The sequence below is a fragment of the Cysteiniphilum halobium genome, from assembly GCF_003574425.1.
Classification (GTDB): Bacteria; Pseudomonadota; Gammaproteobacteria; order Francisellales; family Francisellaceae; genus Caedibacter; species Caedibacter halobius.
On the sequence record NZ_QLIU01000071.1, the window covers coordinates 1 to 23,557 of the forward strand.

Below are 23,557 nucleotides of genomic sequence, written 5' to 3' on the forward strand. Positions count from 1 at the left end.
CTAAAGCTAAATAAATGACTTGAACCTTTTGCTAGATTCTTAGCCTGACCATTGTCATCAAATGCAATCGTTTTGCTCCCATCAGAGTTAGTGGTGACTTGACCGCCGATGATATCACTTGCAAGGCTAGCAATGGGCTCGGCCAAAACCAAGGATAATCCATTAATAAATGTACTGCTTTGTTCACTATTTTTCACTTCTATTTGAGTCACAATACTCTCGCCAATCATCGGTGTTGATATAATCTGGGCAATCGCTAAAGTTGAGGCGTTTCTTGAAACGATGCGCGTAGTTACAGGAACAGCAACTTCGCCAATATCTGTCGCAATAGCAAAACCACCACTTACTGTAGCGCCGACACTTGTAACTTGTAGCTGTGCTTTTAGTACACATTTTGGGTCATCACTTGTTAGCTTAGTACCAATACGACAGTCTGGTAAACCTGATGTATTGTTAAGTAATGTCCATGCATTATCTGGTGCTTGACCACCGGATGCAAGTGCAACGCCAGGAAAGCCAATACCTTGTATGACGCCTAATGTCACAGGATTTAGTTTAATGGAGTTTGTTGCGCCTGCTAAGGCCCCAGAGGCTCCTATCGTCATTTCATAAATACCGGATTCATCTTCTGCAATTTCAGCTGGTAAGTTACTTGTTACAGATACAGTGACTGAACTTGATCCGTCATTTGATGACTTCGAGCTGCAGCTTATCAGTAGTAAGCTGATTGCAATCACAGCAAGTCTTTTAACGCTGACATATAAAGCGATAAGTATTTGATTTATATGGAGTATATTTTTCATCGCTAACCTTAAGATTAATTATCATTTAACTGTTTAAATAATAGACTATTTTGTGAAAAATAAAGTAGCTTAATTCGCTTTCTAATTGAGAAATAGACTATGTACATTGTGAGTTTATCGACCAAATTAAGAAGTCAGCTAAATATCCATCAACTGTTTTAATAGCACGAAAAACTACCAGCTGTTACAATCGACATATCTTTGATTTATTGGAAACTAAATAGGTTTATGCAAGAAGTGTTTAAAGTTTATTTCACACATCGCACGGTACAAGTATTGTGGATTCTTTTTTTTGCTTTTTTGACACTTAGTATTTTGTTAGGGATATTTAGCAGCCACTGGTGGTGGCTATTTTTACCCATTATTATTGCACCCTTTTATGAATGGTATGCCCATAAATACTTATTGCATGCCCAACTCACTAAAAAACCCGGGATTTTTCGAAATTTTCAAATACGTTTACATCATGGGCATCATAAATACCCACAAGATATCGAGCTGTTATTTGCTCCTTGGACAGCGATTATCTTACACCTTATCCAGACTTATCTTTTATTTGCACTTATTACCTGGAGTTTTAGCGTGGCACTCGTACCATTTACTTTTGGTATTTTGTATTATCTTTTCTATGAATGGATGCATCTGGCACACCACACACCTACCTACCAACCCAAAACTCACACGGGGCACAAATTAAAACGCGCGCATATGCGCCATCACTTTCATAACGAAAACTATTGTTGGGGTATTACTAACTATCTAGGTGACTTATGTTTTGGCACATTTAAAGAACGCAATGATGTCCCTAAAAGTGCAACAGCTAAAAAAATTGCTGGCTTTAGCGAATAATCTTAAGGGTTGGAGAAACATAAAGTAAAAGGTTTGCAAAGCAAACATTTATTTTATGATGATTCCTTAATGCAGTACCACCCATTTACGACTTAAAATATTATATTTATTTAGCTCTTGTTCATGAAATTTATTCATAAACTCACGATTATTAACTTCAGTATTTAACTCTTTCTGCGCAAGACTAATTCCATAACGACGGCACCAGCGTTTTACTGTCCACACCTGATACCCCATCATTTCAGAAGCTTCAAGGTAAGAAATACCCTGATTATGTAGATCAGTTAAAACTTTTTCAGCAGGTTTACCGTATTTTTTTAGAATATTCAGTTCAAAATTATTGCTATATTGATTTGGCATCTTATGCTCCTAAATGAACAACTCTCTAAACATAAAAAGAATTTTCACATAGAACATTTGATCAATCCAATAAAATAAAATAATCAAGAACATAACAAAAAGCTATGCCTAAATTTATGTATTTTGACCTTGTATATCCTCTAGCGTTTTTGCTAGGTTAATTTTTAATTTATCCAGTGTCGTAATAAGCGCATTTTTTTCATCAAGGCTCACACCAACTAGGATTTGCGCATAATGCTGCTTGACTGCTTTATCCAGTTCCTCTAACACGGCAAGTCCACGCTTAGTAACAACAATACACTTAGCTCGACGATCACTTTCATGTGCGATGCGTTCAATAAGACCTTGATCACTCAAGCGATCAAGCACACGAATAAGGTTCTGTGCTTCTATCTCTAAGTGTCCTGCCAGTTCAATTTGTGTCAACTTCGGACGAAATCTCGCATGTACTAATACACGCCGATCTAAAACATTTAAGCCTAATTCTTTTGCATGAAAATTATAAATTTTTCGAATCAATAATCCGGTATCACAAATCGCAAACTCTAATAGTTGTGTGGTCGCGTCTGACATGCTTAGCTTGTTACCCTTTGACGTTGTGCCTGAAGCTGGATTATAACAATGGCACTCATAATTGTCAGCACTATTCCCATTAGTGTTAACCAATCATAACGATCCGCGAAGAAAAATACGCCGATGAGTGCCGCAAAAATGACATTTGCATAATAAAGTACTGAAAAGCTCTGCGCCTGAATATAGCCTAACGCCAACACCAAAAGATATTGCACAAAGAAAAATAACACCCCAATTGCAATAAGTATCAATAGTGCATAGAACGTCACTGCTTGCCAAAAAGGAATGCTGACAACCCCTGCAATAATACTTGAGAATAAAAAGTAATAAAAAACAGTTGTTAAACCATTATCATGGCTTGAGATTTTACGCACCATGATAATTGATAGCGCCATCGATAAGCCTGCACCCAGAGCAACAATTGCATAAGGATTCATGATTTTAGCATCCGGTTTTAAAATCATAACAACACCAACAAAACCAATGATAAGTGGCAGCCATAGCGCATGCTGGAACCTTTGTCGCATAAAAATAAATAAGATAAATGGCACAAAGAATGGCGCCGTATTTGCCAATAGCACACCATCTACTAATGGTACATGCATAATCGCAATAAATAGAAAATAGCTGATTCCCAAACTAAAAATCGTTCTTGCCAAATGCTGCCATGGCACTTGAGTTTTAAATAAATTAACCTGCCACTGATGCTTTTTATATAAAATAATTGGCAAGATAAGTATCAAAGCAACTAAACTTTGGCTAAATACAATAACTGGTACACTTAATCCAATATTAAACTTCTTAATTACTGCTGCTTGAAATGCATAAATTAATGCACTAAGTAAAGTAAAACTAACCCCTAAATAACTATTTTTCATTGAATTTAACTTAAGCATATATTTTATAATTAATGATTATTATAATTTTTAATTTTTAAAATGCAATATTTACATTTTGGCTAAGACTAAATATTCACCCACAAGTGCTCACCATACCCTGAGCGTAAGTCGAAGAGTAATCACACTTCATAGAGGCTTCGACTTACGCTCAGCCAACGCTTACACAATCAAAGTGGGCAGGAATATGGTCATAGCCTACATTTTAAATATAAAAAGACGACTCACGAGTTAGGAGTTAGGAGTTAGGAGTTAGGAGTTAGGAGTTAGGAGTTAGGAGTTGAAATAATTATTTTGAAGATTGGTGTGCGAGCAACAACTGATTCTGTAGCGAAATTTTCTCTAGTGCTAAGATAATTTTATTATTTTGTTCAAGTATTAACTGATTTTGCTGCGCCTGTTTATAAGCGAGATATAGGCTATATTGCTGATATTTTGTCAAATCATCAGCATTTTTATCCGCTTTAGCAAACATATTACTAAGCTCAGTTTGAAGCGCATCAATTTGACCTTCATTACCAACCGTCACCGGGTAATTAATTTGTGCTGTTTGTGAAACTGCAACAGGATTTTCAGGCATAATTGCTTGAGGTGCTTGCACACCTCTTAGTTGATCTTCCAAAGACATCGATTGATTTCCCGGAGAAATGACTTTCATTCTGCTACCTGTTTGAGCTGTATCACTGACAATGGTTGCTTGTTTCTTAGTATGCGCATCTGGCGTAGATGTATGATCTGGAGCAGTTGTTGCTTTGATGGATGCAAAGCTTGGTGAGAAACTAAAAATACTTCCTGTTAACAGTAACAAAGTGGCACATATTTTTTTCATTATGGTTTATCTTTAGTGAATAAACATAGCATCACCATAGCTATAAAAGCGATAATTGTCACCTATTGCATGGCGATATGCTTTTTTTATCATATCAATCGAAGCAAAGGCACTAACAAGCATAATTAATGTTGACTTTGGTAAGTGAAAATTAGTCACCAATGCATCAACGACATGAAATGTTTTTCCAGGGTATAGAAAAATATCACTCTCACCATAAAATGCTTTTATCTCACCACTTGCTGCAGCTGTTTCCAGTGAACGCACTGAGGTTGTACCAACAGCAATTACACGCCCGCCTTGTGATTTAGTTTTGATGATCTGATCACATACTTTCTGTGGCACATCAATCAATTCACTATGCATAACATGTTGATGTATATCATCGGTTTGCACTGGCTTAAAGGTACCAGAGCCCACATGTAACGTTACATAAGCAATATCAGCACCTTTGCCTTTTATTTTTTGCAATATCTCTTTGGTAAAGTGAAGTCCCGCAGTTGGCGCTGCCACAGAGCCCAGAAGTTCACTATAAACCGTCTGATAACGCTCTATATCAAAGGTTTCATCTTGACGCTTAATATAGGGAGGCAGCGGCATATGGCCATGCTCTGCCATTAATTGCCAAACATTACCATTAAGTAATTCAACATGATAAAGTCCGTCATTTTTGTCTATCACGCGTGCTTTGATATCAGCGATGTCAACAATTGAATCCAATTTAGGTGCTTTATTGGCGCGAATATGGCTAATAAAAAGTTTATCATTCACTACTTTTTCAATTAAAAACTCAAGTTTGGCACCAGTTTCTTTTTGTCCAAAAAGGCGTGCGGCCATCACACGCGAATTATTAAAAACAACCAAATCACCCGCTTGTATATAATCAATAATCTCACTAAAAACATGATTACTTAATGCTTTTTTTTGACGATCAAGCACCAGCAGACGACTTTGATCACGCTCTTTTGCCGGATAACGCGCAATAAGATGCTCAGGTAATTCATAATCAAAAATATCTGTTTTCATGAGTGTCATATCCTCTATAAACAATACAATTTAATAAGATAAACTTCTCAAGGGCGTATGCAATACGCCCTTGTATAAAACAAATAGCAAAAAAAAGGCGCCAATACGGCGCCTTTTTTATTTGTTTGCTTACGCTAATCGATAATTAAGCGTTAGCAACTGCGTCGATTGAAACAAATTGACGATTTAAAGGACCACCTGTGTGGAACTTAACAATGCCATCAGCTGTCGCAAACAATGTGTGATCACGACCACAACCAACGTTAACACCAGCATGAAATTTTGTACCACGTTGACGCACGATAATTGAACCTGCTTTAACAGTTTCACCACCATAGCACTTAACACCTAGGTACTTAGGATTCGAATCGCGACCGTTACGAGTACTACCGCCTGCTTTCTTATGAGCCATGTTTTATACTCCTTAAATTAACCTTGAATTGCTGTGATTTTTACCGCCGTGAAATACTGACGATGACCTTGACGCTTCATGCTATGCTTACGACGACGAAACTTAATAATCTGAACTTTTTTATGACGACCTTGCTCAACGACTTCAGCAACCACTTTGGCACCATCAACAACAGGACTGCCAACTTGGATATCGTCACCATTTTGCAACATCAACACATCAGTAAACTCAACCGTTTCACCAACGCCTTTTTCAATTTTTTCTAGCTTAAGTACAGCACCTTCTTTGGCTTTGTACTGCTTACCGCCACTTTTAATAATTGCGAACATAGTATTCTCCGAATGCTCAAGCTGACATAATGCCGCTTGACTTTTTGTTATCATAATTTAAAACGCTTTTTAAAAAGCTCGCAAATTCTATTGTTTTTTGCAGCAAATAGCAATATTCAAGGCTTAATAAATTCAACAATATTGCCAGATGGATCTTTTACATAACAAGATAAAGTGCCATCACGATGCTGCTTCAGCTTGCCAAAGCTTTCTGCTTTTTCAGAATTAAATGCAATATGCGGCGGATGTTGATGTGGCACGACAAATGCAAGCTTTATGTTTTGAAACTCAATCATCGCCCAGGTATCATCCTGATAAATCAGTTTGGCATCAAAGTGCGACAAATACCACTTAATTGTCTCTTCTAAGTTTTTGACCACAATGGCAACATGATCCACTCTATCCATCTGATTGCCTTTTACCTATAAACCCTTATCTTAAGTATAAAAACTATTTCAGCAATAGCCAGCACTCCGTTAAAAGTTCTGTATCAGCCACTTCATGATCGAAATTGTAATAGCAAAATATACAAGGCAAATCAGCAAGCTCCTCACCTGAGCTAGGCAACCAATCCCTATAAAGCGAATATATGCATATTAGCTGATCAATATTATCACGCGAGCCTTTGTGTAGAGCTGTCGCATAGCGCCCCGCTGGTAAATGTTTCTCAACAACAACATCCTCACTCATTTTTAAACTCTCAGACACGGTAATACCCAAATCAAATCGAAACTCAGTGACAGGCGTTGTCTTTGGGTCATCATAAGCAAAACCAAAAGCCTCTCCAGACTTAGGTTTTAAACCCATCGTTTGCGCTTTTGCCCAAGTGACTAATTGATTGACGCTAGCGCCCATAAACTTAGGATCACCTCTATGCTCAACCACGGCTAAACGTCTTGCCTTCATTTCTTTAATTTCAACATTCATTTCCTTTATTCCTTCTTGAGATAACTGATAAGGTGCTTTTTCCCATAAAGACCAGTCTTTTTGCATACGAAATGCCTTGGGACTGATACCTGAGGTCTGCTTAAAGGCTCTTGTAAATGCTTCATGGGATTCAAAACCTGCATCAATTGCAATATCAATAATTGATTTATCCGATTCAACAATCAACTGATGAGCTGCCCTTTTTAAGCGCAACCAGCGAATGTACTGCTGTACAGACAAACCGACATGACCAGTAAATAAACGATGAAAATGGTACTTGGAAATGCATGCAATATCACTTAATTGATCCAAGCTAAGTTTCTCATCAAGATGCTTGGCAATATAAGTAATCACTTTTTGTAATTTATCATTCATTTTCAAACTTAGTCTCGCTTACTTACTGAGGTTTATGATAAGTCAGTTTATTTCTAATTTTTTGATCATTCTTGCTAACTATATTTTTTATCCACGTAGACTAAAGGTCTCTGGCAAATCAGCACAAACCATTTTACAGTATTTCCACCATTGCCTTATGACATTCTTGTTTAAATTGACAATACATTGTACAATTTAAATTACTTATAAGCAGAGCGAGTATAAATATGGAAAAAGTAACCTATTCAAAATGCAGAAACAATCTAGCCTCCATGATTAATAAAGTAAATGATGATCATGCTCCGCTATTAATTACTAGAGAAAGAGGAAAAGATGCCGTTTTAATGTCACTTGAAGATTATAACGCTTACAATGAAACACTTTATCTGATGAGCTCACCTGAAAATGCTAAACAACTTAATAAAGCCATTCATGATTTAGAGAAGATGAAAAATGTTATTCAAAGAGACCTAATGGAATGATCCTATGTTGGCATAGTCTTGCTTGGGAACAATATCTATATTGGCAAGCACATGACAAAAAAATAGTAAAGTCCATTAACAGACTTATAAAAGAAATCATGCGTGACCCTTTCAAAGGAATTGGCAAACCTGAACCGCTAAAGCATAATCTACAAGGTTGGTACTCTCGAAGAATTGACTTGACGCATAGACTTGTCTATAAAGTTGAGGGTAACAATTTACTTATCGCCCAATGTCGTTTTCATTACTAAATCAACAATACTCTAATTGCCAATTAGCGTACTAAGCTCATCAATATTTTTCGCGCAAAGCTTAGCAACAGATAAGACTTTATCTCGCTGAACATGCTCGACATAGGCAATAAAATCATTAGCAATACCAGCATTGTAAAGCTCATAATCCGTAAAGCCATCACCAACAATCACGGTTTTGCCAGCTAACTGATCTTGGATTTTTGCAGCACCCGTGACTTTTGAATCACAAAAACCATTGTCATTATTTAAGCAATCAAAGTATCCCTTGTCATCCCAGTGTAAATTCACAGTAAAAACGCGTGACGCTGGAATACCCAGATACTCAGCAAAAGGTAAAATAAGCTCACTAAAACCACCACTAATAATCCATACTTTAACATCTTGCTGATGCAGTTGCTCAATTAATTTCTTGACACCAACCGTTAATGCGTCAGGACAATGCTGAGCAACAAATGCATTCAACGCCGCCTTTGTTGGTTTCGCTACTTTTAAGCGCGCCTCCAGACTATCACGAAAACTCATCTCTCCATTCATGCCGGCATTAGTTAAGATTTCAATTTGCTGTATTTTAGACTGATCTCCTTGAAGCAACTCAGCCATAACTAACTCTAGTGATTCAAAGCGGATCAGCGTTGAATCAAAATCAAAAATCACATTATTGTACTTACACATAATATTTGTCTTACCTGGTGGCTTATTCACTCATTATTTCAATTAATTTGCTATCCAAGCACGATAGCATAAATTCAGTCATTGCCGTTTTATTAATTTTTAGCAGGATGCAAAACCGTAGGTTTTAAAAACCGTGGATCTTTTTGCTTATAATCTAACGTAAAATGAAGTCCGCGACTTTCCTTCCTGCGCATCGCAGATTCAACCATTAACTCAGCAACTAACACCAGATTTCTAAGCTCCAACAAATCAGCAGTCACAGTAAAGTCAGAATAATAGTCAAAGACCTCTTGACGCAATAGCTTAATGCGATGCATAGCGCGCTCCAAGCGTTTATTACTTCTAACAATACCCATAAAGTCCCACATACAACGTCTGATTTCACGCCAGTTATGACGAATAAAAATCTCCTCATCTGAGTCAGTTACAAGCGCATCATCCCAGCGGGGAATATCTGACATTGGCACTAATCCTGAGAGGTTTTGTTTAATATCATTTACAGCAGCAAAGGCATAAACAAGACATTCTAGCAATGAGTTACTTGCCATGCGATTAGCACCATGAAGTCCCGTATAAGTCACCTCTCCTGCAGCATATAGCCCGACAACATCGGTTCGTGCCCTATTATCGATCATAACACCGCCGCAGGTATAATGCGCCGCAGGCACCACGGGGATCTGATCTTTGGTCAAATCAAGTCCATACTTTAGTAAACTTTCATAAATCATCGGGAAGTGTTCTTTGATAAATGCTTCCGCTTTATGCGTGATATCGAGATAAACACACTCCAGACCATATTTTTTCATCTGCAAATCAATAGCACGTGCGACAACATCTCTTGGTGCTAGCTCAGCGCGTTCATCAATCTCAAGCATAAAACGTTTACCATTAGGCAAACGCAAATAAGCACCTTCACCACGCAATGCTTCACTTAATAAAAATGATCCAGCTTTTGGGTGATAAAGACATGTTGGATGAAATTGATTGAACTCTAAGTTTGCCACACGACACCCAGCACGATAAGCAATGGCAATACCATCGCCACTAGAAACCACAGGATTAGTAGAGTATTGATAGACGCGTGAGGCACCCCCTGAGGCTAGAATTACAGCACGTGCACCAAAGGTTTCAATCTTCTTTGATTTAAGATTTAGTGCATAAGCACCAACACAACGCTGTTGTTGCAGAATCAAATCAACCACATTGTAATATTCATAGATTTTTATATTCGGATGGTTTTTAGCCAAAGCTGTTAAGGTCGTTTGCACTTCTTTGCCGGTAGCATCTGCAGCATGCAAAATACGTCGATAGGAATGTCCCCCCTCCATAGTCAAGTGGTAATAATTTTCATGCGCACTATCCAAAGTGAAATGTACGCCTTGAGCAATCAACCATTCAACACATGATTTAGCATTCTCAACAGTAAAGCGTACTGCTCTTTTATCGCATAATCCATCACCAGCGATAAGCGTATCTTCAATATGTGCCTCTAATGAATCGCCTTTATCCATCACTGCTGCAATCCCACCTTGGGCATAAAGGCTAGAGCCTTCACCTAGCGCAGATTTACACAATATTGCCACTTGGCAATCATCTGCTAAGTTAAGTGCAGCTGTTAAGCCTGCAGTACCCGCCCCGACAATCAATACATCTGTTTTTTCAAGCATGTTAAATCATTCGTTATCATATAAAAACTTAAGCAATTATACGTGATTATATGCCTTTGTGTTAATATATCCCGCTCACAAACCATTTTGCAGCAACGGATTTCCTATTATTTGTCGGGATGCAAATATTGCACTCGGCGCTTAAGCACAGCAAATTCCTTTTCTGGCGTTAAAATACGATCAAATTGCGCCTTGGTTTTTAAGCACACTGCCTCGTCCAATTCAATCAATGAATCATTAACACTTTGCAGCTTAATTTGTAATTCACAGACTTTTTCTAAATAGTACAGCAAGTAAAGCGCCTCACAGATACTTTTACCCATTGTTAATAAGCCATGATTACGTAAGATCATGACTTTTTTATCCCTTAAACTTTGAACGATTTCATGCCCTTCATTTGCTAGTGCGAGACCATTGTAATCATGATAGGCAACATCATTATAAAAACGCAATGCTTGCTGGTTACAAAATAGTAAACCTGATTTCAATGAAGACACGGCAACACCATAGGTACTATGGGTATGCATTGCACTATGAATACTACTATTTGCTTTGTAAATCTCAGCATGAATATTAAACGCTTGCGGCATTACCGTATAGCCATTTTGCGATATTACTTTACCATTTAGGTCAACTTTAACCAGATTTGTTGCACTCACTTCTTCAAAGGGGACATTATGTGGCGTAATCAAAACTTCGTTTGATTCTGGTATACGTGTACTCAAATGCGTTGCCAATAAATCATCCCAGCCATAGTGATAGACAATATGATGACTTGTCGCAAGATCCTCACGCAGCTGCTGCTCTAACTCATTCATTCCTAATAATTTGTCCTTACTGTTCTAAACTCATTAACGACGCATTACCACCTGAGGCGGTTGTATCAATGCTAACCGTACGCTCAACAGCTAAGCGATGTAAGTAAAAAGGCCCACCTGCTTTGGGCCCTGTCCCAGATAAACCTTGTCCACCAAAGGGTTGCACTCCAACAACCGCACCAACAATATTGCGATTGACGTAAATATTACCCACACGAATATGCTTTTTAAAGAAATTAACCGTCTCTTGAATACGGCTATGCACACCAAAGGTTAGACCATACCCGGTAGAGTTAATATCTTTGACTACTTTATCCAGCTCTGTTGCTTTAAAACGCACAATGTGCAAAACAGGGCCAAAGACTTCGCGCTTAAGAGCGTGGATACTATCTATCTCAAACACCACAGGATAAATATAATTACCTTTCTCCAGTGCTTTATCCTCACTAATCTCATGCACAAGCTTTGCTGATTGACGCATGTTGTTAATATGTGCTTTTAGATTTTCTTGTGCTTCCTGATCGATCACAGGTCCTACATCAGTTTCAATAAATGCTGGATCATGTACTTTTAACTCGTCCATCGCTCCTTTAAGCATGGTAATCACATTATCTGCAATATCTTCTTGTAGATATAAAACGCGTAATGCAGAACAACGTTGTCCTGCACTATCAAAAGCCGATGATATCACATCACGCACCACCTGCTCAGGCAAGGATGATGAATCAACCACCATCACATTTTGCCCACCTGTCTCCGCAATAAACGGTACAATTGCACCCTCTTTGGCTGATAGTGTTTGCTGAATAATTTTGGCGACTTCAGTTGATCCTGTAAAGATCACTCCAGCAACACGTGGGTCTTGCGTTAAAGTGCTACCAACTTCTTCACCGGTGCCTGGCACAAATTGCAATACATCTTCAGGAATACCTGCTTGATGCAATAATTTAATCGCCTCATAAGCAATAATAGGTGTTTGCTCCGCAGGTTTGGCAACTACCGTATTCCCTGCAGCCAAAGCGGCTGTTACTTCACCTAAGAAAATAGCTAAAGGGAAATTCCACGGACTAATGCACACAACCGCTCCACGCCCATGTAAGCTAATTTGATTAAGCTCACCTGTAGGACCTGTTAGCGTTTTAGGTGCTGAGAATTCAGCACGCGCTTGCGCGGCGTAATAACGACAAAAATCAACTGCTTCACGAATCTCATTGACAGCATTTGCTAAAGTTTTACCAGCTTCTCGAACGGCAATGGTCATCAATTTTGGCATGTTTTCTTCTAACAAATCAGCACATTTATCCAAAGCATCAGCCCGCTTATCCGCATCAACCAAATTCCAAGCATCAAATGCATTATGCGCAATTTCCATCGCTTTTTCAGCCATTCCCTTATCGGCATTGTATACCTTACCAAAGACTTGATTATTTGCTGGATTAAACACATTTTCCGCCATAAGCTTTGAAACATCGACACCTTTTATTAATGGTTTAGCAATATAATCATTACGATCAAACTGACTCATCTGTAAAGCCAGTTTCTCCAATGTGCGTGTATCATTTAAGTTATAACTTTTTGCATTCATTCTTTCTTCTCCAAACATATTCACAGGTAAAGCAATTTGTGGGTGCGCTTTAAAGCCCAAACGCCGTGCTTTCTCGACAGGGTCTTCAACCAAACTCTCAATCGGTGTTTGCTCATCCACAATACGATGCACAAAGGATGAGTTAGCACCATTTTCTAATAGACGTCTGACCAAGTAGGGTAACAAGTGTTTATAGGTACCTACTGGTGCGTAAATACGACAAGGAATATTAAAATTATCCTTACCAACCACATGGTCATACAATGCATCGCCCATGCCATGTAAACATTGAAACTCATAATCGCGATATTCTCCAGCGAGTTGCATAACCAATGCCGCTGTATAGGCATTATGCGTTGCAAATTGTGGGTAAACATGTTTTGTATTGGCAAAAAGCTTTTTGGCACATGCTTGATAGGAAACATCGGTGTAACATTTTTGTGTAAACACCGGATAACCTTCCAGTCCTTCAACTTGCGCATGTTTGATCTCAGAGTCCCAATAAGCGCCTTTGACAAGACGAATCATGAATCGATGCCCCGTGCACTCAGCCAAGTTAATCAAATAATCAAGTACAAAACTGGTACGTTTTTGATAAGCCTGAACCACAATGCCAATACCTTCAAAACCTTGTAAAGATGTCTCATGTGCTAAACGACTAATAAGCTCAAGTGACAACTCTAACCGTTCAGTCTCTTCAGCATCGATATTTAAACCAATGTTATAACTTTGAGCCAATTCAACTAGTTTCAAAACTTTAGGGTACATCTCAGCATGTACACGATCTGCTTGTGCTACTTCATAACGCGGATGTAAAGCAGATAGCTTAACCGAAATACCAGGGTTGGTGCGCACACTGTTTTTTGCTGCAGCAAACCCAATGGCATCAATCGCCTGACGATACTCGTTATAGTAATACTCAGCATCGGTTTTAGTTGTTGCTGCTTCCCCCAACATATCATATGAATAAGTAAAACCTATGGCTTCTTTTTCTTGGGCACGCTTTAAAGCTTTATCAATTGTCTCACCCATAACATATTGCTGACCCAAGACTTTCATCGCATGCATTACCGCACGACGCACAACAGGACGTGAACGCTTATCTAAAAAGCGCTTTAACACACCTTTGAATTTATTTTGATATTGCCCTGGCTTTAATATCTTGCCTGTTAACATCAAACACCAAGTGGCGGCATTAACAAACAAATACTCACTATCACCAACATGCTCATGCCAATTGGCGCTTGTTAATTTATCTTTAATCAATTTATCCGCAGTATGCTTATCCGGAATACGTAATAAGGCTTCCGCTAAACACATCAGTACAATCCCCTCATCACTTGAAAGATCATACTTAGTCATAAAGGCATCTAGTCCACTTTTACTAAGGCGCGTTTCACGGATATTTGCCACCAAACCACTGGCAATATCCTGCACCAAAGAACGTTCTTTATCAGTCAGTTCTGCTTGCTTGGCAAGCTTTTCCACAATCATTTGCTCATCACACAACCAGTGCTTTGATATCTCTTGCATTAAGTGTGATTGATCAAACTTATTATTTCTATCTAAAATCATCGTTAACTCCTGAAGAGGCAGATTGATATTACTTGCCTGCTGTTGAGCCATTTGCTTTTTAACCGCCAAAATTTTATCAACTATTGATTGATGTTCATCATCTGCCGGTTTTGACTTAATAAACCAGTTAAAAAGATCCTGGTCCTCACACTTAAGCAATGCATGAAATGCCTCTTTCTCAGCTTGAGATGCTGTTAAATAAGCAAAATCAATATATGGTGAAAGAATGAGGTCTAATTCAAGCATTCCCCTTCTTGCCGCCCAGCGCAGACGTGACAAGACTTCTTGATCCGTCACATTTTCATTTTCAACAACTATCATTTTTTCCCCTTAACAACAGCAAAGATGTCTCACATACCCATCATAAATTATTTTGTGGTGCTTAACTGCAGCGCAATATGTGAATACTTTATCACACAAAACGCAAAGCAAGAAATTCTGGAAAATGGTTCTGGTGGGTATACTAGCATAAAAGATAAAAAAAACGTAAAGAAAACTAGCGATTGAAAATGCTTGTAATTTTTAGCATGGCTTAATCCTATCCATTTACCAAAGCCATGCTATTATTGTTATAGAATTTGATGCGCTTTAGCTATACTCACCATATACCGATCATAGATTATTTTGCGGTGTTTAATGTTAAAGAGCTTTTTGATGCTTTAGGTGATTGGGCTGCAGATAAGCTACCCTTGGCAGAGTCCTTGGGCACTTAACAGAAGGAATATAAATGAGTATTTTTAATTTTCTTGAACTACACACATTTTTAGTAATTTGTGAAATTTTAATTTTAATTGTTGTTGTGCGTATGGTTGCTGAGAAACAAAAACCAACAAGCATGATGGCATGGCTTTTGGCAATTATTTTGCTACCCTATGTTGCTGTCCCTTTTTACTTTATTTTTGGCATCCGCAAACGTAAGAGTAAACGTCACAAACATGCATTTAATTTGCGTAAAATTGACCATATTGACACCTATAATCCACACCCCATTCGCACAGTATTGATCAATCAGGATATCCCAGCACCCACAAGCAACAATAAGTTTGAACTTTATCTTGATGGAATTCATGCCTATGAAGCATTGATTAATCACATCTATCAAGCTAAAAAAAGTATTTATATCAGCACCTATGTTTTTCAGAATGATCACATCACCTTAAAACTTCTTTCAGCACTCACCGAAAAAGCCAAACAAGGTATCACTGTAAAACTCTTAATCGACTCTCTTGGCTCATATCGCGTATACTTCAACCAACGCATTTTTAAGCATTTGCGCAAGGCTGGCGGCAAAGTATGTTTTTTTATGCCAATTATTCAAATGCCTTTTCGTAATTATATTAACTTTAGAAACCATCGAAAAATTTATTTATTTGATAATTACACCGTCTTGACAGGTGGTATGAATTTAGGTGATGAATATATGGGGCCCACTGCTTGTAATAAACGCTGGGATGATATCTTGTTTAAAATAGAAGGCCATGCGATTTGCCACTTTCACAATATCTTTGCTTCTGACTGGGAATACTCAGCAAAAGAGCATCTTGATCATATGACCGAAGTTTGTTTGAAAAAAAACTATGGACAAAATTTAATTCAAATCGCCCCATCAGGCCCTGATATCCCTAATGATGCCTTATATGAATCCCTTATTGCAGGAATTTATGCTGCCCAAATACGTATTTGGATTGTGACCCCTTATTTTGTACCGTCTGACTCGTTACTTGAAGCATTACAAATCGCCTATTATCGTGGCGTTGATGTTAAATTAATTACCCCTAAAGTATCCAATCACCTAATTGCTGATTTAGCACGTAGTAACTTCATGCGACAACTTGCAAAGACTGGTATTGAAATTGCCCTATTTGATAAGAAAATGATTCATGCAAAAGCAGTTTTATTTGATGATAATGCCGTAATGCTTGGCTCAGTTAATCTTGATAATAGAAGTTTATTTTTAAATTATGAGGTAGTAACCTATGCTTATGAACCAACTATTATCCAGCAAATTGAAGAATGGATGAGTGAATTTCTAAAAGATGCTAGCAATACGTTGCCAGCACCATCAAAAGCACGTAAGTTGGGGGAAAGTATGGTTAAAGTCTTATCCCCTTTGTTATAGTTATGTTTAAGCCGCCACAAATTACCCTAAGCTGTGAGAATCAGGTTAAATCTGCTTTTGTCCCTGACTTCTTTAGCATCCTGAGTTGGAACATCTACAAGATTAACCATAAAGACCCTGTTGAATTTCAACACTTTATCAAAAGTTTACAACAAGCATATAATCTTCGATTTTACTGCTTGCAAGAAGCAAAACACACCGATAGCACAAGCTTTCCACTGAATGATTTCTGTTTGCATTTCGCACCCAACCTGCAGCTTAAATCACATGCTTATGGAGTGATGACAGCCAGCAGTATTATGAGTCATAAGGCACAGCAAATCTTATCCAAAAAAACAGAGATACTGTTTAAAACACATAAGTCAAGCCTTGCCAATCACTATGTGTTTGCTGACAACACACCACTCATTATTATTAATGTGCATGCGATTAATTTTAATCATTCACGTATTTATGCTGAAGAAATCGCACAATTACACGATTATCTTGCCAATTATCGGGATGCTGCAGTGATTATTGCCGGTGATTTTAATAGTTGGAATAAGAAGCGCAATTCATTGATTCATGAATTCTGCCATGCATTGAACTTAACACAAGCACAATTTCAAGAAGATAAACATATCAAACGTTTTGCAAGGCACCCACTTGACCTAGTAATGTATCGTAACTTACATTGTCAATATGCCACGGCAATCGATAGCCGTAGAATATCAGATCACAATCCGCTATTGCTTAAGTTTAAGCATCTGCGCTCATCATAGCTTATTTTGCATTGCCTAAAAGCGCGATAAGTTCAGTAGCAGGAATACTATAAAATGTTTTGTGTGAGTATAGTACTCAAGACATTCGCCTTTAAAATTATTTTTACTCCAGCAACATTATGTGATAAAAGTTATTTTACTACAAAACACAATATGCAAATAATATAATGATCACAAAAGCAATCATAATGAATGTCTTTACTGAAGCATATGATGAATATATTAAACGTCACAATGAAATATGGCCTGAACTGAAAAAGACCATAAAAGCACATGGCGCTAGCAACTACTCTATTTTCCTTTATCGCGAAACTGGGCAGCTGTTTGCATATCTTGAAATTGAAAACGAAGCTTTATGGGGAGAGTTAGCTCAAACACAGATAATGCAAAAATGGTGGGCGTTTATGGCACCTTTAATGAAAACACATAACAATAATCAACCAATTACTAAGGAACTTGAAAGAGTATTTTATTTAAAATAAACATCATATCAATAATATGGGGGAGGGAGTATGTCATATAAACACGAAAAAAAAGCTGTCATTGCAATTGCAGCTTCAAACTATCTAGAAGCAGGCGCTATTGTTGCAGGAGCTGGTGGGTTATCATTATGGGTTAAATATTTACATTTAACAGATTGGTGGGTTGGTCTACTTGGCGCACTAAGTGCCAATGGGTTTGGTGCTGCTATAGGCGCGATCATTGGAGGATATTTCATCGATCATTTTGGCCGAAAATTTATTTATAAGTATGATTTACTAATATATATGCTAGGTATTTTAATGATTACCATTGCACACTCTTTTTTAATATTACTCTTAGGATATATAATTGTTGGCATTGCTGTTGGTGCTTTGATCCCAGCTGCTTGGACCTATATTGCTGAAGAAGCGCCTCCAGAAAAACGTGCAGCTAGAGTTGGTTGGAGTCAGTTTGCATGGTCTATGGGCCCTGCCATCACATTATTTCTATCTACTATCTTAGCACCACTTGGCATATTAGGTAGCCGTATTATCTTTGCTCAACTATTTATTGTTGCCTTATTTACTTGGATTTTGCAGCAACAAATTAGAGAATCTCAAATATGGGAACAAGAAACTAAAAAGCAATCTCATGATCATAATGGTCTAAAAATAATGATATCCAATATGAAAGAAATGTTCATGCAACGCGTTAATCTCAAGGCCTTTCTCTTTTTAATAGGGATATATTTCTTTTGGAATTTAGTTGCAGGAACGATGGGATATTTTATGCCATATATATATGAGCGCGTTGGCGGCCTCACAAATACAATGGCAAACTTAGTTCAGGGAGTATTGTGGACATTTACGGTAATCTCAACTTATTTTGTATTTATCCGCTTAGGTGATAAAGTTAATCGAAAAGTGTTATTTGGAATTAGTTCTATTATGAATATTATCGCTTGGGTTATACTCTCATACTGGGGCATGGGCTTAACTGAGTTATTAATATTTATAATATTATGGGGAGTAGCAGCAGGCTTTAGTGCACAAGCTTTTTATGCACTATTTGCCAGCGAATTGTTTCATACTAAATATCGAGCTCAAGCGCAAGGGTTGATGTTTTGTATAGTCAGAGCAGGTGTTGGTGTTATATCATTAGTTATCCCTTTAATGATTTCTCACTTTGGATTTACGGTTTCTGGAACGATAATGATTATTTTCTTATTAATCAGTATGATCTTTGGATTATTGATGATTCCAAACACTCAAGGACGCTCTTTGCGCTCATTAGAACAAGAACGTTACGAAAAAAATAGTTAGACCTTATTCGAAGATCTAACAATCAATAATAAAGCTTATAGTTTACGAGATTTTAAGCTGCCAAAACGTTTTTGGAAGCTGTCCACACGTCCAGCTGTATCAACCACACGTTGCTTACCAGTATAAAATGGGTGACACATTGAACATACATCCAATTGGATATCTTGACATTTTGTTGAACGTGTTTGAAATGTATTGCCACAGCTACAGCTTACTGAAACTTTTTCATACTTTGGTTGAATCTCTAAATTCATCTTTATTTACCTCTTTAAATATATTCTTGCCGCCACCTAAGCCCATCTTAAGCACCGCAGAGTAAAAACGCTCCACATAATAGCGCAAAGCCTATCATCTCTCAAGCTTTTAGCTTGATTAAATTAACGAATTTACTAATTCGATGAAATATACTTTTCACGACGTACACGTTTAGCATCAAAGCCACCATCTGTTAACAATGCAAATGCATCATCAATCATGTTTGGATTACCACACAGGTATACAACATCTTCTTCAGGGGATAAATCTAACTGATCAAATACATGCTGAACATAGCCTTTTTGCTCGTCAGTGGCTAATGTATCTTGCTCTCGAGACAAGCATGTCTTGAAGTGTAGTAACTTTATCTTATCTGCATATTGACGAAAGTCTTCTGCATAAATTGCATCTGCTTTATACTGCACACCAAGTAAGATATAAACTTCTTTTACATCTTCAGATAAAATTTTCTCAAGCATTGGCAACATCGCACGATATGGTGCAATACCTGTTCCTGTTCCTACCAGAATGAGCTTACGAATTTTTTCACCATCTTTTAATACAAGGCGTCCAGCAGGACCCATGGCATTGAACTTATCACCTTTTTTCATATTAAACAGATGTTCTGAAGCGATCCCGCCATCAACATAAGAAATGGCGATTTCAATTAAATCCGTATCTTTAGGAATACTTGCTACACTATAGCTACGTCGCCTGACTTTACCATCTTCATGGTCAAATAAGAAAGTAATAAACTGCCCAGGGATGAAGTTAAATGAACTCCCATCTGCTTTTTTAAATACCAAATGCTTGACATTGGGTGCAATCTGCTTTGATTCAACCAATTCTGCTTCAAACTTTTCAATTGCCATAAAATTTAGAGTGATCGTTTACCAGTAATGGGCAACAGTGTACGAGTGTTATTATCAATAATCCATTACTTTGTATGTGGAAATGCAAATTTGCTTAAGACTTTTTTGATCTCTTTGACCGGCAAACCAACAACATTATCAAAATCCCCTTTTATCTCTTTGACAAAGCGCTGACCGATCCCTTGAATGGCATAGCCACCAGCTTTATCCTGCGGTTCATTGGTCTGCCAGTAGGCTTTTATCTCAGCATCAGTCAATTGTGCAAATAACACATCCGTTTTTTGATGCCCATAATATGAGGATGTCTTATTACCCACGGCAAAGCCAGTAATCACTTGGTGCCAACACCCACTTAACTTGTGCATATAATCACAAAACACATCAAAGCTTATGGGCTTTTGCAATATTTCCTCATTAATCACGACGATGGTATCGGCAACCAAAATAGGTATCTCTAATTGTTGTTTAAATGCAGCCTTAAGCTTCTCCTTAACAATTCGCTCTAAATATATAAGCGGTTTCTCATTTGCTAAAGAAGCTTCATCAATATCTACGGAAAACTGACTAAATTCAATGTCTTCACGTCGCAACAGCTCTGCCCGTCTTGGTGATTGAGATGCTAAATAAATCACTTAATTACCCGATTGATCAAGAATATCTAACACTTCTGCATCTTTGTCAAAATGTTGCGTTTTTACATTGATGTTTGGTTTAATTTGCAACGTTTTCTCCAGATTATAATCATAGTTTTGTAAATAAGCATTACGTGCTGCCACATATGGGTCGATTGAACTATTCACTAATCTTTCATATAAGGATAAGTACTGTACACCTTCATTTACCTTATACACACCATATACACTCCAACTCACAAATCTTGGTGCAAAAACATCATAACTTAGCGGGTTAAATACCGTGTCAACAAGATCACCTGCTGCACCTCCAAAAGTATTGGGGCCTAAGATAGGAATGACAAAATAAGGTGAGTAACGATACCCCCATTTTGCCATAGTAAAACCAAAGTTTTGTACTCGACGGGGTAATCCCATATTTTTAGCGACATCAAACAAACCAAAAACACCAAAGATGGTATTGGCAACAAAGCGCGCGGTATCACGCCATACATAGTCAAAATCCCACTGCAACAAATCATTAGCAATACGCCCAGGCTCTAGAATATTGTTATAGGCATTATCTATCCCTAGTTGTACAGGATCAGGTATGACATAATCATACCCTTTTGCCATTGGAATTAATGCATAATCATAGGTAACTTGGTTGAATTTAAAAATAGCGCGGTTATATCCTTCCCAAGGATCTCGATGTTGTTGAGTAGCACAACTACTTAAAACTATTACTGCTAAAAGCACAATTATTTTATATTTCATTTTTTATGTGATTTTTTCCTGTTACTGGCAAGTATAACGGATTTTTAAAAAAGACGTCAGTAGTTGTTTACATAAACCCAATCATGCTTAGCGCTATACAATAGATCTAAAGCACTTTACAATAAAGCGCGATTTTGATTTAAGCTGATACCAATGACACAACAACTAGATAAACAACAAACTATCTCATCAGCAACCAAATGGTTAATTACGATTACTGTTATGCTTGCGGCGATGATTGAGATTATTGACACAACGATTGTTAACGTCGCGCTACCAGATATGGCAGGATCTCTGGCTGCAAATACAGAGGAAGTATCTTGGATTGTTACCTCTTATATCGTATCTTCTGCGATTTGCATGCCACTTACCGGTTTTTTCGTGCGCACTATTGGACGACGCAGACTGCTTTTGATCAACATCACTGGATTCTTGATTTTTTCCATGTTATGTGGATTATCTAGCTCACTTGGCGAAATGGTCTTCTTTAGAATCATGCAAGGCATTTTTGGCGCTTCTTTGGTCCCTCTATCACAATATGTTTTACGCGACACTTTTCCACCCAAAGAGCAGGTTAAAGCCATGGCAGTTTGGGGTGTTGGTATTATGGCAGCCCCCGTGCTAGGGCCAACATTAGGTGGCTATATAACTGATTGGATCAACTGGCGTTGGATTTTTTACATCAATGTCCCAGTATGCCTTATCGCAGTCGTCATGGTGCTGATGTTTATTCGTGAAACCAAACGTGAGAAACTCAATATCGACTGGGTTGGACTTGGGCTTATGGCATTAACAATTGCTGCTTTACAAATTTTCCTTGATCGGGGTAATAACGATGGTTGGCTATCATCACACTTTATCCTTGCTATGCTGATATTTTGGATCGTTACCGGTATGATTTTTATTATTCGTGGTTGGTTTAATCCTAAAAATATTTTAAACCTTCATTTATTTAAAGATCGCAATTATACGGCATCCTGCATTTTATTGGTTTTTTATACTGCAGGCATTTTTGGGCTTATGACTGTTCAGCCACTTATTATGCAAGGCTTTATGCATTATTCAGCCGCTCTCTCTGGAGAACTGATGATGCCTCGTGGCATTGCTGCGGCCCTTGCCATGATGATGATTGCACCATTAGCTAAACGCATTGATTTACGTATTATTATCTTGGTCGGCATAATAATTACTGCTTATGGTAATTACCTTTATGGACAAACTCCACTGATGAGTGACACTTGGAATTTAACTTATCCTGGCATTATTCAAGGTATTGGTATGGGCTTTTTCTTTGTCCCTGTCTCAACAATGGCATTGCAAACATTAAGCCCTCAAGATCTTGCTGAAGGTAGCGGTATGTTTAGTTTTTTTAGAAATTTAGGGACATCGGTGGGCACATCCGTAATGATTACCGTGTTAAGTCAGCAAGCACAAGTTGCCTGGAATAATATGATAAAATATATTAACCCTACTAATTCTAACTATCAAACCTGGTTACAAGCCACTGGATGGCACGCCCAAGACCCTAAAACACTTGGTGTTGTCGCACAAACGATTAATACTCAAGCGAATATTATTGCTTTTAATGATGTTGCTTACTTGTCTTATTTATTGCTAGCGATTTCGATTCCATTTATTTTGCTATTAAGCAAACCTGCTAACACAGGACTTAGCATGGAGCATTAATATAGTCAACCGTCCCCTGAGATATAGATATATACCCATTATAAACCCCACTTTTTGCAGAATTTTCCCAAGTTTTGTTAAGCTACGAGCCTAATAATCATTTCAAGAATGACTTTCGTTATATTTTTTAGAAGCATCGTCATGAGTACCTTCAGACCACTGCCAAAAGTCTTCAAAATTTGATCATATCCACAGCAACCCACTTGTCAAACCGTACGTAAAGTCTTTAAGAGCAATTAATTTACGCCATGTTCAACTTT

26 protein-coding genes are annotated in these 23,557 nt (G+C 37.8%); 8 read left to right on the top strand and 18 right to left on the bottom strand.

Annotated features, from left to right (window positions below; genetic code table 11):
* Positions 1-803, bottom strand: an 803-nt coding sequence (locus tag DNK85_RS10540; RefSeq protein ID WP_162896684.1) for a hypothetical protein, incomplete at its 3' end; no start/stop codon positions are given.
* A 228-nt stretch (positions 804-1,031) separates the two neighbouring features.
* Between DNK85_RS10540 and DNK85_RS10545 the strand changes: the two genes are divergently transcribed.
* Positions 1,032-1,652 (top strand): sterol desaturase family protein, encoded by a 621-nt coding sequence (locus tag DNK85_RS10545; RefSeq protein WP_119329524.1) that lies wholly within the window; start codon positions 1,032-1,034, stop codon positions 1,650-1,652.
* Between the two features lie 66 nt (positions 1,653-1,718).
* Here the strand turns inward: DNK85_RS10545 and DNK85_RS10550 are convergent, their stop codons facing one another.
* The 9 genes from DNK85_RS10550 to DNK85_RS10590 all read right to left on the bottom strand — a co-directional run bounded on the left by DNK85_RS10550 (position 1,719) and on the right by DNK85_RS10590 (position 7,379).
* A complete protein-coding gene (locus DNK85_RS10550) occupies positions 1,719-2,012 on the bottom strand; it encodes a hypothetical protein (RefSeq protein WP_119329525.1) in 294 nt (97 codons plus the stop codon).
* 114 nt (positions 2,013-2,126) lie between these two features.
* Complete coding sequence (locus DNK85_RS10555; protein ID WP_119329526.1) at positions 2,127-2,585, bottom strand: MarR family winged helix-turn-helix transcriptional regulator; 459 nt, start codon at positions 2,583-2,585, stop codon at positions 2,127-2,129.
* 2 nt (positions 2,586-2,587) lie between these two features.
* Positions 2,588-3,463 (bottom strand): DMT family transporter, encoded by an 876-nt coding sequence (locus tag DNK85_RS10560; protein ID WP_162896685.1) that lies wholly within the window; start codon positions 3,461-3,463, stop codon positions 2,588-2,590.
* A gap of 307 nt (positions 3,464-3,770) precedes the next feature.
* On the bottom strand, positions 3,771-4,310 hold the full coding sequence (locus tag DNK85_RS10565; RefSeq protein ID WP_119329528.1) for a hypothetical protein: 540 nt from the start codon (positions 4,308-4,310) through the stop codon (positions 3,771-3,773).
* Positions 4,311-4,322: 12 nt separating this feature from the next.
* The gene (gene queA, locus DNK85_RS10570) at positions 4,323-5,336 is read right to left on the bottom strand and encodes a tRNA preQ1(34) S-adenosylmethionine ribosyltransferase-isomerase QueA (RefSeq protein ID WP_119329529.1); all 1,014 of its coding nucleotides are present in this window, start codon (positions 5,334-5,336) and stop codon (positions 4,323-4,325) included.
* Positions 5,337-5,481: 145 nt separating this feature from the next.
* Positions 5,482-5,748, bottom strand: coding sequence for a 50S ribosomal protein L27 (gene rpmA / locus DNK85_RS10575; RefSeq protein ID WP_119329530.1), 267 nt, complete (start codon positions 5,746-5,748; stop codon positions 5,482-5,484).
* 17 nt (positions 5,749-5,765) lie between these two features.
* The gene (gene rplU, locus DNK85_RS10580; RefSeq protein WP_119329547.1) at positions 5,766-6,077 is read right to left on the bottom strand and encodes a 50S ribosomal protein L21; all 312 of its coding nucleotides are present in this window, start codon (positions 6,075-6,077) and stop codon (positions 5,766-5,768) included.
* Between the two features lie 116 nt (positions 6,078-6,193).
* The gene (locus DNK85_RS10585) at positions 6,194-6,484 is read right to left on the bottom strand and encodes a VOC family protein (protein WP_119329531.1); all 291 of its coding nucleotides are present in this window, start codon (positions 6,482-6,484) and stop codon (positions 6,194-6,196) included.
* A 43-nt stretch (positions 6,485-6,527) separates the two neighbouring features.
* Positions 6,528-7,379, bottom strand: coding sequence for an AraC family transcriptional regulator (locus DNK85_RS10590; RefSeq protein WP_119329532.1), 852 nt, complete (start codon positions 7,377-7,379; stop codon positions 6,528-6,530).
* A gap of 227 nt (positions 7,380-7,606) precedes the next feature.
* On the opposite strand from DNK85_RS10590, the gene DNK85_RS10595 reads away from it, so the two are divergent.
* Both DNK85_RS10595 and DNK85_RS10600 read left to right on the top strand, forming a co-directional pair.
* The gene (locus DNK85_RS10595; protein ID WP_119329533.1) at positions 7,607-7,861 is read left to right on the top strand and encodes a type II toxin-antitoxin system Phd/YefM family antitoxin; all 255 of its coding nucleotides are present in this window, start codon (positions 7,607-7,609) and stop codon (positions 7,859-7,861) included.
* Complete coding sequence (locus DNK85_RS10600; RefSeq protein WP_119329534.1) at positions 7,858-8,112, top strand: Txe/YoeB family addiction module toxin; 255 nt, start codon at positions 7,858-7,860, stop codon at positions 8,110-8,112. Before DNK85_RS10595 ends, DNK85_RS10600 begins: the two co-directional genes overlap by 4 nt.
* 12 nt (positions 8,113-8,124) lie before the next feature.
* Here the strand turns inward: DNK85_RS10600 and DNK85_RS10605 are convergent, their stop codons facing one another.
* The 4 genes from DNK85_RS10605 to putA all read right to left on the bottom strand — a co-directional run bounded on the left by DNK85_RS10605 (position 8,125) and on the right by putA (position 14,753).
* Complete coding sequence (locus DNK85_RS10605) at positions 8,125-8,817, bottom strand: HAD-IB family phosphatase (protein WP_235842429.1); 693 nt, start codon at positions 8,815-8,817, stop codon at positions 8,125-8,127.
* Between the two features lie 62 nt (positions 8,818-8,879).
* Positions 8,880-10,454 (bottom strand): L-aspartate oxidase, encoded by a 1,575-nt coding sequence (nadB, locus tag DNK85_RS10610; protein WP_119329535.1) that lies wholly within the window; start codon positions 10,452-10,454, stop codon positions 8,880-8,882.
* A 107-nt stretch (positions 10,455-10,561) separates the two neighbouring features.
* Positions 10,562-11,272, bottom strand: coding sequence for a class II aldolase/adducin family protein (locus tag DNK85_RS10615; protein ID WP_119329536.1), 711 nt, complete (start codon positions 11,270-11,272; stop codon positions 10,562-10,564).
* Between the two features lie 16 nt (positions 11,273-11,288).
* Positions 11,289-14,753 carry a bifunctional proline dehydrogenase/L-glutamate gamma-semialdehyde dehydrogenase PutA gene (gene putA / locus DNK85_RS10620; RefSeq protein ID WP_119329537.1) on the bottom strand — a complete coding sequence of 1,155 codons (3,465 nt, stop codon included), beginning with the start codon at positions 14,751-14,753 and terminating at the stop codon, positions 11,289-11,291.
* Between the two features lie 406 nt (positions 14,754-15,159).
* On the opposite strand from putA, the gene cls reads away from it, so the two are divergent.
* The 4 genes from cls to DNK85_RS10640 all read left to right on the top strand — a co-directional run bounded on the left by cls (position 15,160) and on the right by DNK85_RS10640 (position 19,096).
* The gene (cls, locus tag DNK85_RS10625) at positions 15,160-16,551 is read left to right on the top strand and encodes a cardiolipin synthase (RefSeq protein ID WP_119329538.1); all 1,392 of its coding nucleotides are present in this window, start codon (positions 15,160-15,162) and stop codon (positions 16,549-16,551) included.
* A 2-nt stretch (positions 16,552-16,553) separates the two neighbouring features.
* Positions 16,554-17,312 (top strand): endonuclease/exonuclease/phosphatase family protein, encoded by a 759-nt coding sequence (locus tag DNK85_RS10630; RefSeq protein ID WP_119329539.1) that lies wholly within the window; start codon positions 16,554-16,556, stop codon positions 17,310-17,312.
* A 167-nt stretch (positions 17,313-17,479) separates the two neighbouring features.
* Positions 17,480-17,794, top strand: coding sequence for an L-rhamnose mutarotase (gene rhaM / locus DNK85_RS10635; protein ID WP_119329540.1), 315 nt, complete (start codon positions 17,480-17,482; stop codon positions 17,792-17,794).
* Positions 17,795-17,824: 30 nt separating this feature from the next.
* On the top strand, positions 17,825-19,096 hold the full coding sequence (locus DNK85_RS10640; protein WP_119329541.1) for an MFS transporter: 1,272 nt from the start codon (positions 17,825-17,827) through the stop codon (positions 19,094-19,096).
* Between the two features lie 35 nt (positions 19,097-19,131).
* Here DNK85_RS10640 and rpmE read toward each other — a convergent pair whose 3' ends face one another.
* The 4 genes from rpmE to DNK85_RS10660 form a co-directional block, all read right to left on the bottom strand.
* Complete coding sequence (gene rpmE, locus DNK85_RS10645; RefSeq protein ID WP_119329542.1) at positions 19,132-19,350, bottom strand: 50S ribosomal protein L31; 219 nt, start codon at positions 19,348-19,350, stop codon at positions 19,132-19,134.
* 135 nt (positions 19,351-19,485) lie between these two features.
* Entirely contained in the window at positions 19,486-20,223 is a 738-nt protein-coding gene (locus tag DNK85_RS10650; RefSeq protein ID WP_119329543.1) for an FAD-binding oxidoreductase, read from the bottom strand.
* 65 nt (positions 20,224-20,288) lie between these two features.
* Positions 20,289-20,855 (bottom strand): Maf family protein, encoded by a 567-nt coding sequence (locus tag DNK85_RS10655; RefSeq protein ID WP_119329544.1) that lies wholly within the window; start codon positions 20,853-20,855, stop codon positions 20,289-20,291.
* Positions 20,856-21,611, bottom strand: coding sequence for an MlaA family lipoprotein (locus DNK85_RS10660; protein WP_119329545.1), 756 nt, complete (start codon positions 21,609-21,611; stop codon positions 20,856-20,858). It lies immediately after the preceding gene.
* Between the two features lie 153 nt (positions 21,612-21,764).
* Between DNK85_RS10660 and DNK85_RS10665 the strand changes: the two genes are divergently transcribed.
* Positions 21,765-23,297: a DHA2 family efflux MFS transporter permease subunit gene (locus DNK85_RS10665; RefSeq protein ID WP_119329546.1), complete on the top strand. Its 1,533-nt coding sequence runs from the start codon at positions 21,765-21,767 to the stop codon at positions 23,295-23,297.
* The last annotated feature ends 260 nt before the right edge of the window (positions 23,298-23,557 follow it).

Bases quoted from the DNA above. Each gene is read 5' to 3' on its own strand.
- DNK85_RS10545 (WP_119329524.1), top strand. From the start codon at position 1,032: ATGCAAGAAGTGTTTAAAGTTTATTTCACACATCGCACGGTACAAGTA.
- DNK85_RS10550 (WP_119329525.1), bottom strand. From the start codon at position 2,012: ATGCCAAATCAATATAGCAATAATTTTGAACTGAATATTCTAAAAAAA.
- DNK85_RS10555 (WP_119329526.1), bottom strand. From the start codon at position 2,585: ATGTCAGACGCGACCACACAACTATTAGAGTTTGCGATTTGTGATACC.
- DNK85_RS10560 (WP_162896685.1), bottom strand. From the start codon at position 3,463: ATGAAAAATAGTTATTTAGGGGTTAGTTTTACTTTACTTAGTGCATTA.
- DNK85_RS10565 (WP_119329528.1), bottom strand. From the start codon at position 4,310: ATGAAAAAAATATGTGCCACTTTGTTACTGTTAACAGGAAGTATTTTT.
- queA (WP_119329529.1), bottom strand. From the start codon at position 5,336: ATGAAAACAGATATTTTTGATTATGAATTACCTGAGCATCTTATTGCG.
- rpmA (WP_119329530.1), bottom strand. From the start codon at position 5,748: ATGGCTCATAAGAAAGCAGGCGGTAGTACTCGTAACGGTCGCGATTCG.
- rplU (WP_119329547.1), bottom strand. From the start codon at position 6,077: ATGTTCGCAATTATTAAAAGTGGCGGTAAGCAGTACAAAGCCAAAGAA.
- DNK85_RS10585 (WP_119329531.1), bottom strand. From the start codon at position 6,484: ATGGATAGAGTGGATCATGTTGCCATTGTGGTCAAAAACTTAGAAGAG.
- DNK85_RS10590 (WP_119329532.1), bottom strand. From the start codon at position 7,379: ATGAATGATAAATTACAAAAAGTGATTACTTATATTGCCAAGCATCTT.
- DNK85_RS10595 (WP_119329533.1), top strand. From the start codon at position 7,607: ATGGAAAAAGTAACCTATTCAAAATGCAGAAACAATCTAGCCTCCATG.
- DNK85_RS10600 (WP_119329534.1), top strand. From the start codon at position 7,858: ATGATCCTATGTTGGCATAGTCTTGCTTGGGAACAATATCTATATTGG.
- nadB (WP_119329535.1), bottom strand. From the start codon at position 10,454: ATGCTTGAAAAAACAGATGTATTGATTGTCGGGGCGGGTACTGCAGGC.
- DNK85_RS10615 (WP_119329536.1), bottom strand. From the start codon at position 11,272: ATGAATGAGTTAGAGCAGCAGCTGCGTGAGGATCTTGCGACAAGTCAT.
- putA (WP_119329537.1), bottom strand. From the start codon at position 14,753: ATGATAGTTGTTGAAAATGAAAATGTGACGGATCAAGAAGTCTTGTCA.
- cls (WP_119329538.1), top strand. From the start codon at position 15,160: ATGAGTATTTTTAATTTTCTTGAACTACACACATTTTTAGTAATTTGT.
- DNK85_RS10630 (WP_119329539.1), top strand. From the start codon at position 16,554: ATGTTTAAGCCGCCACAAATTACCCTAAGCTGTGAGAATCAGGTTAAA.
- rhaM (WP_119329540.1), top strand. From the start codon at position 17,480: ATGATCACAAAAGCAATCATAATGAATGTCTTTACTGAAGCATATGAT.
- DNK85_RS10640 (WP_119329541.1), top strand. From the start codon at position 17,825: ATGTCATATAAACACGAAAAAAAAGCTGTCATTGCAATTGCAGCTTCA.
- rpmE (WP_119329542.1), bottom strand. From the start codon at position 19,350: ATGAATTTAGAGATTCAACCAAAGTATGAAAAAGTTTCAGTAAGCTGT.
- DNK85_RS10650 (WP_119329543.1), bottom strand. From the start codon at position 20,223: ATGGCAATTGAAAAGTTTGAAGCAGAATTGGTTGAATCAAAGCAGATT.
- DNK85_RS10660 (WP_119329545.1), bottom strand. From the start codon at position 21,611: ATGAAATATAAAATAATTGTGCTTTTAGCAGTAATAGTTTTAAGTAGT.
- DNK85_RS10665 (WP_119329546.1), top strand. From the start codon at position 21,765: ATGACACAACAACTAGATAAACAACAAACTATCTCATCAGCAACCAAA.